Origin of the sequence: Flavobacterium sp., assembly GCF_035299245.1 — a bacterium.
Lineage (GTDB): Bacteria > Bacteroidota > Bacteroidia > Flavobacteriales > Flavobacteriaceae > Flavobacterium.
In genome coordinates, this window is sequence record NZ_DATGWY010000006.1 from 84,190 (window position 1) to 97,483 (window position 13,294).

Sequence of the window (13,294 nt, forward strand, 5' to 3'; positions counted from 1 at the left end):
AGTTCTTTACGGATTTAATATTTTTTTAAGTTTTCCTTTAATACGGTTCATTTTTACTCGTGCATTGACTTCGGTAATACCCAAAGTCTCTGAGATTTCGGTATAATCTTTGTCTTCCAAATACATAAAAACCAATGCTTTCTCAATGTCATTCAACTGATGTACCGCTTGATATAATAATTTGATTTGTTCTTCTTCTTCAGAGTTGTAGTCTTCCTGACTGATGAAAAAACTTTTGCTTTCATAGTCAACAGTTGCAATACTTCGCGTACTTTTTCGATACAGAGTAATGGCAGTATTCAATGCGACACGATACGCCCAAGTAGAGAATTTTGAATCGCCTCTGAATTTCGGAAAGGCTTTCCATAACTGAATGGTAATTTCCTGAAACAAATCCTTGTGCGCATCTTCACCCGAGGTATACAGGCGGCAAATTTTATGGATAATGTTCTGATTATCCTTAAGTTGCTTCACAAACGATTGTTCTAAACTCTCACTCATACTTACGTTAGTAAACCTTAGGTGGTTTTTGTTACAAAAATGCAAAAAACAATATCAATATCAATTTCAAAAATCAATTTCAAAAATCAAAATTAATGGCAACCTTTTTTTATTGATATTGACATTGTAATTGCCATTGTTTTTTATTCCCTTCTTGGTTAATATCTTCGTAACTTTGCATAAATAGTCTTGCAGTCATACAGTCTTATAATCTTACAGTCCTAAAATATGAATATTCCTCACTCATCCCATCCACGCGTAGTTATTATTGGTGGCGGATTCGCAGGTTTGGCTTTGGCCAAAAAACTTAAAAATAAAAATGTTCAAGTTGTTTTACTCGACAAACACAATTACCATACGTTTCAACCTTTATTGTATCAAGTAGCTACAGGCGGATTGGAAGCGGGTTCCATTGCCTATCCAATTCGTAAAGTAATTCAAGAATACAAAGATTTCTATTTTCGACTGACTTCCGTAAAAGAAATCGATACTAAAAACCAAAAAATCATATCCGAAATAGGTGAGTTGCATTACGATTATTTGGTGATTGCGACAGGTTCTAAAACCAACTATTTTGGCAATAAAGAAATCGAACGCAATTCGATGTCAATGAAAACCATTCCGCAATCACTTAACATTCGGAGTTTAATACTCGAAAATTTTGAGCAAGCCGTTTTGACTCGTGATGAAGCCGATAAAAACGCATTAATTAATTTTGTATTGGTGGGCGCTGGACCAACAGGAGTGGAATTAGCGGGTGCTTTGGCCGAAATGAAACGCGCCATTCTTCAAAAGGATTATCCCGATTTGGACATTTCTAAAATGGAAATCAATTTGGTGCAAAGTGGCGATCGTGTGCTGAATACGATGAGCGAAAAATCGTCAGCTGCCGCTGAGAAATTTCTGGTTGACTTGGGCGTAAAAGTCTGGAAAAACGTTCGTGTAACTAATTACGACGGTCGAACCATTACTACCAATTCCGATTTGACTTTTGAAACCGCAACAGTGATTTGGACAGCGGGAGTTCAAGGAGCAGCGATTCACGGTTTGGATGCCAAATCGTTAGTGGAAAGAGTAGAGCGAATTCGCGTTAATCAATACAATCAAGTAGTTGGTTATGAAAATATCTTTGCTATTGGCGACATCGCTTCTATGGAAAGTGAAAAGTATCCGCAAGGTCATCCAATGATGGCGCAACCTGCCATGCAACAAGGAAGTTTATTGGCTGAAAATTTGGTAAAATTAATTGCTAAAAAACCCATGAAACCTTTTGAGTATAATGACAAAGGTTCTATGGCAACTATCGGAAGAAACTTAGCGGTAGTCGATTTGCCTCATTATCATTTCAACGGAATTTTTGCGTGGTTTGTATGGATGTTCGTGCATTTGTTTTCACTCATCGGATTCAAAAATAAAGCGGTAGTTTTCCTCAATTGGGTGTACAATTACATTCGTTTTGACCGTGAAGGCCGATTGATTGTACGACCTTTTAAAAAGAGAAGTTTTACAACGTTTACCAGTGATGAGGTTTAGAATAAATCTTTTGTATACATTTGTAAGAAAAATAATCTATGAAAAAATATTTTCTGATCCTATTGATCTTAACCTCGTTTAAAATTTTTGCTCAACAAAATTACATCAAAGGCTACTATGTAAATAATATGAATGTCAAAATTGATTGTTCAATTGTTAGTTTTGACATAAGTTCTAATATATCAAAAATTGATGTGATTGATGGCAATTCAAAATTGACTTCTCTCCCAATGGAAAGCATCATAGAATTTGGATTTTATGAGGGTGATAAAAGTGTTTTTAAAAGGTTTGATGTAAGTATTGATGAGTCAAGTGATTTTTTTACTAAATTATCAACCGACTTTAATCCAAATTATGTAAACAAAAGATTATTTCTCGAACACCTAGTTTCAGGAAAAGCAAATTTATACGTTTATCGTTGTGAAGATTACACACGGTTTTTTTACACGATTGATAATTCATTAATCCAACAATTGGAATACAAAAAATACCTTGAAAGAACAGATATAAATGAAAATAATAGATACAAACAGGTTCTCTATAATCTTTTTAAAGATGCTAATGTCGACGTAAAAAAAATAGAATCCACAAGATATGAAGAGAAAGACTTAGTTGACTTGTTTAATAAATACAATAGTTATTATGGACTTGATAATAAAATTGATGATAAATTAAGAAATGATAGACGTAAAATAGATTTTAATATAATTTTACGTCCAGGAGTTAATTTTTCTTCAGTAGTTTTTAAAAACAATAACGAAGACTTTTATGGAGATGCAGTATTTGATATGAAAAGTACCATTAGATTAGGTATTGAGTTTGAATTCATGCTAAACAAAGTTTTTTCATTAATAACTGAACCTACTTACAGGAGTTATGAAAACACAGGTAATCAAATAGTAGGTTCTTTATCTCCAGCCAATTATGAAGTCAAACTGAAATATAACTCAATAGAAATTCCTTTTGGCATTAGAAGATATTTTCCTTTGACAAATGATCTGAATTGGTTTGCAAATGGAGCAATTAAGTATGATATTATTTTGGGTGATAAATACGAAGAAACAATAAAACCAGGAACACAATTAAATTCATTTATAAATTTTTCAATTGGAATAGGCTTGAAATTCAAAGACAAATATTTTGCAGAGTTGAATTATGATACACCAAGAAATTTGTCATCGACCAATTCTAATAGATTTTCTCAATACAAAAATTTTTCTGTTTTGGTAGGTTATAAATTATTTTAATTATTTGTTTTGTAATAATTCACCAATAAATCTACATACTTACTGTAGCTTTCCAATCCGTCTTTTTGCTGATTCATTTTTAAAAACTGATCGTAAAAAGCATGAAAGCCTTTATCAATAAACGTGTCGTATTGTTTCCAAAATTGTTCACTTTCTTGGTAGTTCGCTAAAATTCCAGGATTGATTTTGGCTTTTAATTGCTCAAATTGCGTTTTGTTTTTCATTTCAATATTGGTCATGCAATACCGCAAAGCCGTTGTATACGCTGAGTACTGAAAATACAAATCGTCGTTTTTTATAGCGGCTAAAAACCCGATAAAATTACATTCACTCTCACTACCATAACCAATTTGATGTGCCATTTCATGACACACTACATTCGGGAAACCGTACATCGGCAAATGGTCGTTGACTTGTGCTTCGTTGGTAAACGGATTCAAATAACCGCCAAATCCCATATAAGTCAAAGGCAAACTCAAAATTGATTTCTTTCGACTCGGAATTTCATATTCAAAAAACGGATATTGTTTCGCTAAATGATCGTAACCGTTTTGACTCATCGTAAAAATCGAATCTTGTGAATACGGTACAACTACTTTAGTATTTTTATTTTGGGTAATTTGAAATTGGACTTCATTGGTTTTGGTGATTAATTTTTCTGTAAAAGCAACCAAATCAGCATCCGAATATTCGCGTTGGATATTCATTTTTTCAAACAACGGAATTCGATAGTAATTCAATGCCCACAAAAAATGAAAAAGAAAATAAATAATCGAAAGAACACTCAATGTTTTTAAAACCTGATCTTTCCAATTGGTTCGCCATAATTTTCGAGACTTCCATATACGAATCAGTAAATACGCAATAAGATTGATGTAAATAAGATCGCCGACCGAAAACGGAATTCTACCCAAAGTTGTTCTTAGAATCTTAGAAATAAGTACATACAAACCATTGCTGTACCATCGTTCAATCACTTCAGGAAAAAAAGAAATTACTTTCAGAAAAATAATCTGAAATAGTAAAAAAAGTGGTAAGATGTGTTTGCGTTTTATTGTCATAATAGGCTCACAAAAATAACTATAATTAAAGAAGTAGTATTTCTTTTGTGTAAATTTGTGTCCAATTATAAAAATTTAATTCAACTTCAGAAAATACAAAATCAACATTAATAAGTAATCAGTGTTAGTCTGTGTAATCTGTGGCAGTAAAAAATAAAACAATGAGCCAAGAAATTAGAAACCTTGAACCCAAAGTGCTTTGGAACAAATTTGCCGATTTAAACGCAGTTCCTCGTCCTTCAAAAAAAGAAGAACGCGTAATCGAATTCATGAAAAATTTCGGTAATAGTTTAGGATTAGAAACGTTTGAAGACGAAATCCGTAACGTAATCATCCGCAAACCAGCAACACCCGGAATGGAAAACCGCAAAACAATAGTTCTTCAAGGACATTTGGATATGGTTCATCAAAAAAACAACGATACCAATTTTGATTTCTTAACTCAAGGAATTGATATGTACGTAGATGGTGATTGGGTTCGTGCCCGTGGAACAACTCTTGGAGCTGACAATGGTTTGGGTGTAGCCGCGATTATGGCGGTTTTGGAAAGTAAAGACATTCCGCATCCGGCAATTGACGCACTTTTTACCATTGATGAAGAAACCGGAATGACAGGCGCTTTGAATTTGAAAGGTGGCATTTTAAAAGGTGAAATTTTGTTGAATTTAGATACCGAAGAAGACGACGAAATTGACATTGGTTGTGCTGGAGGTGTTGACGTTACGGCTACTAGAAAATACAACGAAGAGGAAGTTCCAGAAGGTTCAGTTGGATATACAATCACTGTAAAAGGATTGAACGGCGGACATTCAGGAATGGACATTCACAAAGGTTTGGGTAATGCCAACAAAATTATGAATCGTTTATTGTTTGACGGATTTGAAAATTTTGGTTTGCAAATCAGTGAAATTTCGGGTGGAAGTTTACGCAATGCGATTCCGCGCGAAAGTGTAGCGAAAGTTATTGTAGCCGGAATGTACGATGAAGCGTTTGTTTTTGACATGCAAGAAGTGATCAATGATATCAAATTTGAATTCAAAACTACTGAACCTAATTTGACCATCGAAATTGTAAAATCCGAATTGCCAACGAAAATAATGGATTTAGGTGTTCAAGAAGGTTTGTTGCGTTCGATTTATGCGGCTCATAATGGCGTGTATCGAATGTCTGCTGATATGGCCGATTTGGTAGAAACGTCGAATAACATTGCTAGAGTAGTGGTGAAAGATGGTGAACTGTCCATTCAGAATTTAACACGTTCTTCTGTAGAAAGTTCGAAGTTTGACTTGGCCAATGCGTTGCGTTCGGCTTACGAATTATTTGGCTGCGAAGTGGAATTTGGTGGAAGTTACCCAGGTTGGACACCCAATGTAAAATCCGAAATATTGGATTTATTAGTAAAAATCTACGAAAAACAAAACGGTTCAAAACCCAATGTTGTGGCGTGTCACGCAGGTTTGGAATGTGGAATTCTCGGAACCAATTACCCAGGAATGGACATGATTTCGTTTGGACCAACCATTCACGGAGCACACAGTCCGGATGAGCGAGCGAGTATTTCCTCGTCACAAAAATTCTGGAAGTTTTTCTTAGAGATTTTGGCGAATATTCCGGAGAGAAAATAGAAATCAGAAGGCAGAATTTAGACTCCAGAAAAAGAGAATAGAATATAGAACATAGAGAAAATCCCGTTTAGAAATAGGCGGGATTTTTTATTCGCGTAAAAGTAATAAGCAAGCAGGATGTAAAAAAAATGAGTACTGTAAACACAAAACGTCCGTATTAGCCCTGATGGAAGCGATATCCTGTCATTGCGAGTTTTGTAAATAGTTGATAGATTGCCACGGTTTTCATGCTCGCAAAGACAGATAAAGCGGACAGCAGGACAATGGGTTATTAAAACTACAAAGCTTCTGCTACAAATAAAAAAAATCAGTGAACCTGCCTACCGGCAGGCAGGTCTGCGGCGAATTTAAATTTAAAAACCTTAATGTTCCTCTCAATAACTTTCGCGCCTTTGTGGTAAAAAATAATTGAGAAAATAATTCCAAAATCATATACTTTTAATACGAATTTACGTTATAACAAAAATCAACTTTCCGATGAAAAAAACAGCGCTTTTAGGTTTGCTTTTTGTATTCCTTTTTTCGTGTAAAAATGACCATAAAATAGAACATGTAGAACGCGCATTTTATTATTGGAAGAGTGAAAGAGATCGTTTTGATTCAATTGAATTCAAGCTTTTAGACACGCTGAAAATTCAGAAATTGTATGTTAAATTTTTTGAGGTAAAATACGATGAAACATTAGGCAATATTCCTTTTTCCAAAACCAATTTGAATGAATACAGTTGGTACAATGATGATAAACCCAAAAATTCATTGCAAATTATTCCTACTGTTTTTATTAAGAATGAAGTTTTTTTAAAAAGCAGCAAAGAAGAAATCGACACCTTAGCGAGCAATGTAAAGCATTTAGTTTCTAAATATTTTGATAAACGCTTTGAAAATTATCCCAACTACAAAGAGATACAAATAGACTGTGATTGGACCTTAAAATCACGGGATAATTATTTTTATTTTCTCAAGCAACTTCAGAAAACAGCTCAAAAAGAATTGAGTTGTACATTACGGTTATATCCTTTTAAATACAGAACCAAAATGGGAGTTCCACCTGTAAAAAAAGCAACTTTGATGTGTTATAATCTCATTCAACCTTTTACGGATAACTCCAAAAACTCAATTTTAGATTTAGACGAATTGGATTCCTATTTAACTGTAGACAAGAAATATCCCATTCACTTGGATGTAGCTTTGCCTCTTTTTTCTTGGGCACATCATTATCAATACGATGAATTCAAAGGATTTGTAAATTTGAATGAGCAATTTTTGAAAGAAGTATGTGAACGAAAAAGCGAACTTTGGTATGAGGTTAAAAAGGATACTTCATTTGTTGACCTTTATTTCAGAGCTGGAGATAAAATTAAGTACGAAGACGTAAGTCAGAAAAAAATAAGGACTACCATAAGTAAATTAAAAGATAAAGTAAATTTTGATGATCAAACAACAGTAACTTTCTTTCACTTAGATACTATAATTTCAAATAAATACAGCCATGAAACGCTCACTAGTTTTTACAATTCTTTTAGTTATTAATTTTTGTAACAAGAGTGTTGCTTGTTATTTTTATCCTTATGGCGAAGACATTCGATTCAGCGTTTTTAATCCCGATAATTTCAATTTTGATGGATTCAGAATCTACAATTATACCTCGACTTATTTTTACGATGAAAATTTTACTACACGACTGAACACCATTACAGAAAACGACTTAATGTGGTATAACCACTGTAAAAAATCAGTTGCAATTGAAGAGATTAAAGAAGCAATTTTTGAGATTGACATTAGTGAAGTCAACCCTAAATCTAAGAATAAGTTCATTCAGTATTTATACAATCAACACGATTATCAAACTATTAATTATCTTTTGTTTGCCAAAAAAGCAGAAGAATTAAATCCGGAGCAAAATGACTTATGGGAAAATAACACAGATGTAAAAGATAAATTAAGAGGTAAAACCATTGACGATGCTTTTGACAAAATAAAATCGGTACAAAATCTCATTATTAAGAAACGGTATTATTATCAGATCTTTAAATTGTTGTCTTTTAATGGAGATTCAAAAGGAACCATAAAATTATATGATGCTTACATTAAGTCATTCAAAACGAATGATTTTTTGGATAGTTGGGCACTTTTTTATCGAATGCAAGCCGAGCCCAATGATACCAAAATGAATTATTTAGCGGCTCAAGTTTTTGCCAGAGGAACTGATAATAAATTTGATGTTAAATGGTATTTCAACAAAAATATTTCCATCGAAAAAGTACTGAAATTTGCCAAAAATGAAAAAGAAAAGGCCAACATTCAAGTATTGTATTCGTTTAGAAGATTGGATTATAATCTGGAAAACATCAAGAAAATTTATGCTTTAGATGGAAAAAACAGAGGTTTGAATTTTCTTTTACTCAGAGAAATCAATAAGCTAGAAGATTGGATTTTAACTCCAACGTATACTATGTATCTTCCTTCTCTTCGTGAGGATTATTGGGAAAATAGTTCAGGAAGTCGCATTCTGAATAGGGTAGAAGTGGACCGAAAATACGCTTCAAAAGTGCTCCAATTTGTCAATTCGGTAGATATGAATGCGGTAGAAGACCCGATTTTTTGGAAGATGTCGAAATCGTATTTGGAATTCCTAACAAAAGACTACTCCAAATCACTTGCAACAATTAAGTCATTCGAACCTCAGATTAAAGATTATAAATTGAAACGCCAATGCGCAATTGTTAAGGCTTTAGCGTTAACAGCCAATCAAAATAAGAGTGATGCTAAAATTTTAAAATCCATTGAAAAAACAGTAGTTGATGAATACAAAAAGGGGAATTATTCCTTTTTATTTGGATTGGCAAAAGAATTGGAGATTTTGGAGAACAAAGCAGCCGCCGCTTTTTTGGTTTCAAAAATTACAAGTCAGGATCACTACGGAGAGAATTCTGGTTTTTATTGGAAATCCAGAAGCAATAAAATAACACTTCAAGATGACTTTTATTACGATTGGTACGGTTATGTTGATGCCGAACTCTCTACGCTTGATTTGCAAAAGATTATTGAAACGATTAATAGTCTCAATACAACACAATTTAATCGATGGTTAGTGGGTAATCTTCAAAAAGAACGCAATAAAATCAATGACTTAATGGGAATAAAATACATGAGAGAGGATAATCTTAAAATGGCGTATAATTATTTTCTGAAAGTTGATAAAAACCATTATACGAATGCGCCTTTGTTCAATGAAAATCCGTTTTATAAAATAAAAGGATACATGAACTTTGATGCTAAAAAGTCAACGGCTAATCTCACCAAAGCAAAAGTGGTTGCCACGTTAATGCAGCTTGAAAATAGAGTGAATAATGCCAATAATAAAAATAGAGATCGAGATTATTTTTTAATTGCAAATTGTTATTATAACATGAGTTATTACGGTAATTCTTGGATGATGAAGCGCATCAGTCGTACTGAAGGTCGCGATTCCAATTACAATGATGAGAAAGAATATTATTGTTGTAAGAAGGCAAAATCGTATTATAAAAAAGCATTTGAAAGTTCAAAATCTAAAAAGTTCAAAGCACTCTCACAATACATGATGGCCAAATGTCAAGCTAGAGAAAATGAACATAAGGTAATTTCAAAGTATGAGAAATACTATTATGTAGATTATCATGAGGTAAATAGAGCCAATAATGACGCTTTTGCTCGTTTTATCAATCAATACAGAGATGATTATGATGCTATGACTTCTAACTGTGAGTACTTTTCAATCTATTTTAAGTCAAGATAAACCAATAAAAAAGACTCTTATAAAATACAAGAGCCTTTTTTTTCAAACAAAATGAAACAATTATTTCCTTAAACAAAAAGTAAAATAAGCAACGGAACAATTAGTCCGGCCAATGCCAATTTCCAACCGCGCTTTTTAAAGGTGAATTTTCCAGCCGGAATCATAATGGCTCCAGTGATGGCAATAGTAATGAGAGAAATTCCAAAAATATCACTGTAATAAATCCACCAATTGGAGGTATTTTTGTGCAATTTCATGGTTTGGCTGATGATCGGAGTTTTGGTGAATGTGACAATTTCTCCTTTGCCCGTTTTCAAATCAATTTCAACATCATTTTTCTCGAATGAAATTTTCAATTCATCGTCTTTGACTTTGTGACGTCGTATTTTATCATCAATTCCGAGTTGTTTTCCGAGTTCTTCAGCATATTTTTCAGTAATTTCAATGTCTTTTGGAATACTAACTGTAATCGCTTTGGTTTGTACCGTATATTTTTCAGGATGCCAATGCTCACGATGGTTCATCAAAATGCCCGAAAAGGCAAAAGAGATAATTAATCCGATGTAGAAGTAGCCCAAGTCGCGGTGTAAATTTCTAATCTTTAAGTGGTTCATGGTTTAAAATTTATATTTGATAATGGCTGTAATTTGTCGTGGTGCAATCGGATTCAAGCTGTAATTTTCGTGAACAGTATAATTCAATTCGTTAGCAATGTTAGAAACTCGAGCTAAAAATGAATAGTTTTTCCAATCATAACCAGCCGAAAAATCGATGGTGGTGTAATCACTTACCGAGAATACTCGCTCGCGAATCGAAATTACTCCTGCTGAATTGATTTGATAGTCGTTGTTCCAACCGCCCAAACGTCTTCCCATATAACTAACCATTGTGCCCAGATTTAATCCTTTTGCAAAATCAGTAAATTTATAAAAAGCACTGAAATTTCCTGTGCAATAAGGCGTTCGAGTCAAACGATCACCTTCAATAAAACCTCCATTGGTAACCGAAGTTTTGGTAAAACGCATATCATTATAGCTGTATCCTGCCATCATGGTCAAGCCTTTTACTGGATTTGCAGTAAGATCAATTTCGATTCCTTTGCTTGTAGTTTCTCCACTCAATACTTTAATCGAAGTATCAATATTGATGCTGCCGTCTGCTTTGAACTGAGCAGTTTGTGCCAAATTATCGTTAACAATATGGTAGGCAGTAATTCCTAATGAAAGACGTTGGCTCATGAATTCTTTTTTAATTCCAGCTTCGTATTGTGTGATGATTGAAGGTTCAATGGGTTGTAAATCGACAGTAGTTCCTGAGTTGGGAGTGAATGAATTAGAATAACTGGCAAAAAATGATGTGCGATCATCTGGTTGAAACACCAATCCTACTTTGGGTGAAAAAGCTTGGTCAATTCTTTTTGGGTCTACAGTGATTGTATTTGGAGTAACAGCATAATTTGATGTTGTTATTTCGGCTTCTTGCCATGACCAGCGTAATCCAAGTAAAAGTTTGAAGTATTTTGGAAACGAAATTAAATCTTGAGCATACGCGCCAAATCGACTGGTTTCGGTTTCCACTAAACGAGTAGTTTGTGATTCAGGAATAACACCTGAACCTTGGTTAAAATTACCAAAATCATATACATTTCCCGTTCCGTAAGTTGCAGGAGTAAAAGCAAAAGTATAGGCTTCTGTAAATGAATTTTCCCAATCTGCACCTGTAAAAATTTGGTGTTTAAGAGAAAAAGTTTCAAATACACCCGAAAGACTGATTTGGTCGGCTAAAATTCGCTCCGTGTTTTTGGCTTGACCCAATGGACGATTCCAAGTGCCATCAGCAGTCGGTTGTATACGTTCGGTACCAATCCATTCACGGCCATAATCCTGAAAAGAAGAGTTGAAAACTAATTTCCAATTGGTATTAAAACTATGTTTTAACAAACCAGAAGCTGTAGTTTGTCTTGTGTTTCCGTTAGACCAATCGGCTCCCATATATAAATTACGTGGCAAATCGAGAATTTCTTTTCCTACCATTGCGGTACCAAAATCGGGTGTCCAATCGTCGTTCAAATAATCGCCTTGTAGTATGAACTCAGTTTTTGGAGTAATTTTGAATAAAAAAGAGGGGTTGATGTACACACGCTCTCGTTGAACAACGTCTCTAAAACTTTCGGAGTTTTCATAAACAGCATTGATTCGATAAGCAATGGATTTACTTAATGGTCCATAGATGTCTAGTGTAGGTTTATAAAAATTGTAGCTGGCAGCTTGGAACGAAATTTCACCACCAAAGTTGAATTGTGGTATTTTGGAAACTAAATTTACAACTCCACCTGGAACCACATTCCCAAATAAAAGAGCTGAATTTCCTTTCAAGAATTCTACACGCTCGAGTGAAGCAACTTCTGGAAACGAGCCACTACTCATTCGGAAACCATTTTTAAAAATATTATTGGCACTTAAATCATAACCTCGTGACCAAAACGATTCTTGTGCGCCACCACGTGCAGAACCTACATAAGCTCCGTTTATATTTTTGATTACATCACTCAAACGAAGTGCTTGTTGTTGGAAAATGATTGATTTGTCTACCGTTTGGATTCCTTGCGGTAAATCCATTGGTTTGATGTTGCTTCGAGTAACATTTACTGGAGTTTTAAATGGATTTGCATAAATAACAACTTCGTTAAGGAGTTGTCCTTTACTGTTTTTTACGGTATCATTTAAGATAAAATCGGTTTCATTGTTTGCTATTTCTTGAGCAAAATTAGTAGTGCTACACAATAGAACAAAAGCGAAGGGCAGGATATATTTATACATTTATTTAGAATAATTAAAAATAACGACGCAAATATAGATACGAAATTTTGTTCTACAAAGTTTATTTAGAATAAATATAAATAATTAACATTTGTTCTTTTTTAGGAAATTGATTTAGTGTAAATTAGAGATAAAAAAAACTTGTCAATCGACAAGTTTATGTGGTGACACGTTTATTTTTCCTTTTGTTGAAGTTTCTTTAGAAGATAATTGTCTGTTGTTTGTTTTTTGTTTTGAATGCCTTGAACTACAGCTTTAATTGTACTGTCATTCTCTTTAGAATAGGTTATTTTTTTTGGGTAATCGTGTTTTTTGTTCTCAAAAACCAGCAAGCTGTCGTTGTCTTCAATTAAACGATAGGAAACAGGTTGATTGCCATTTTCGCCCTTTACAGTTGAGGTATAAATTAAAAGATCTTCATTTTGCATTAATTCCATAGTTTCAAAATGAATGGTATCTTTTTTGTTTTTTATATATAAAGTGGAACCCGCGTAGGTACTGTCGTCAATTTGTGTCCACGACTCGTTTAAAACGCCTAAACTGTCTTCCATTTGCCAATCGCCCAAAACCCAATGTGCTTTGTACAATTCTTCAAAAATAATTTCATTCCCATTGGCATCGTATTTCTTACACGAGTGTAAAAAAAACAAAGTACAGATAATGCTAGCTGTATAGATTTTTTTCATCATTATTTAATTCGACACAATAGTATAAATAAAGTTTGAATTGC

The 13,294-nt window shown here is 33.7% G+C and carries 10 protein-coding genes; 5 read left to right on the forward strand and 5 right to left on the reverse strand.

All coding sequences use genetic code 11. From position 1 onward, the window contains the following. Positions 1 to 6 precede the first annotated feature (6 nt). Positions 7 to 501 (reverse strand): sigma-70 family RNA polymerase sigma factor, encoded by a 495-nt coding sequence (locus VK161_RS04610; protein WP_324213586.1) that lies wholly within the window; start codon positions 499 to 501, stop codon positions 7 to 9. Positions 502 to 729: 228 nt separating this feature from the next. On the opposite strand from VK161_RS04610, the gene VK161_RS04615 reads away from it, so the two are divergent. After that, on the forward strand, positions 730 to 2,034 hold the full coding sequence (locus VK161_RS04615; RefSeq protein ID WP_324213587.1) for an NAD(P)/FAD-dependent oxidoreductase: 1,305 nt from the start codon (positions 730 to 732) through the stop codon (positions 2,032 to 2,034). A gap of 38 nt (positions 2,035 to 2,072) precedes the next feature. Beyond that, positions 2,073 to 3,281: an outer membrane beta-barrel protein gene (locus VK161_RS04620; protein WP_324213588.1), complete on the forward strand. Its 1,209-nt coding sequence runs from the start codon at positions 2,073 to 2,075 to the stop codon at positions 3,279 to 3,281. Here the strand turns inward: VK161_RS04620 and VK161_RS04625 are convergent. Then, positions 3,278 to 4,336, reverse strand: a complete 1,059-nt coding sequence (locus VK161_RS04625; RefSeq protein ID WP_324213703.1) for a DUF3810 domain-containing protein — start codon at positions 4,334 to 4,336, stop codon at positions 3,278 to 3,280. The two genes, VK161_RS04620 and VK161_RS04625, sit on opposite strands and share 4 nt — an antisense overlap. A gap of 167 nt (positions 4,337 to 4,503) precedes the next feature. Here VK161_RS04625 and VK161_RS04630 point away from each other — a divergent pair, with 167 nt between their 5' ends. The 3 genes from VK161_RS04630 to VK161_RS04640 all read left to right on the forward strand — a co-directional run bounded on the left by VK161_RS04630 (position 4,504) and on the right by VK161_RS04640 (position 9,745). Next, positions 4,504 to 5,967 carry an aminoacyl-histidine dipeptidase gene (locus tag VK161_RS04630; RefSeq protein WP_324213589.1) on the forward strand — a complete coding sequence of 488 codons (1,464 nt, stop codon included), beginning with the start codon at positions 4,504 to 4,506 and terminating at the stop codon, positions 5,965 to 5,967. A gap of 477 nt (positions 5,968 to 6,444) precedes the next feature. Beyond that, on the forward strand, positions 6,445 to 7,497 hold the full coding sequence (locus VK161_RS04635; RefSeq protein WP_324213590.1) for a hypothetical protein: 1,053 nt from the start codon (positions 6,445 to 6,447) through the stop codon (positions 7,495 to 7,497). Continuing rightward, a complete protein-coding gene (locus VK161_RS04640) occupies positions 7,457 to 9,745 on the forward strand; it encodes a hypothetical protein (RefSeq protein WP_324213591.1) in 2,289 nt (762 codons plus the stop codon). The genes VK161_RS04635 and VK161_RS04640 overlap by 41 nt, the downstream gene beginning before the upstream one ends. A 68-nt stretch (positions 9,746 to 9,813) precedes the next feature. On the opposite strand, the gene VK161_RS04645 is transcribed toward VK161_RS04640, so the two are convergent. The 3 genes from VK161_RS04645 to VK161_RS04655 all read right to left on the reverse strand — a co-directional run bounded on the left by VK161_RS04645 (position 9,814) and on the right by VK161_RS04655 (position 13,253). Next, positions 9,814 to 10,359: a PepSY-associated TM helix domain-containing protein gene (locus VK161_RS04645; RefSeq protein ID WP_324213592.1), complete on the reverse strand. Its 546-nt coding sequence runs from the start codon at positions 10,357 to 10,359 to the stop codon at positions 9,814 to 9,816. 3 nt (positions 10,360 to 10,362) lie between these two features. Beyond that, a complete protein-coding gene (locus VK161_RS04650) occupies positions 10,363 to 12,564 on the reverse strand; it encodes a TonB-dependent siderophore receptor (protein WP_324213593.1) in 2,202 nt (733 codons plus the stop codon). Positions 12,565 to 12,737: 173 nt separating this feature from the next. Next, complete coding sequence (locus VK161_RS04655; RefSeq protein ID WP_324213594.1) at positions 12,738 to 13,253, reverse strand: DUF6265 family protein; 516 nt, start codon at positions 13,251 to 13,253, stop codon at positions 12,738 to 12,740. Positions 13,254 to 13,294 lie beyond the last annotated feature (41 nt).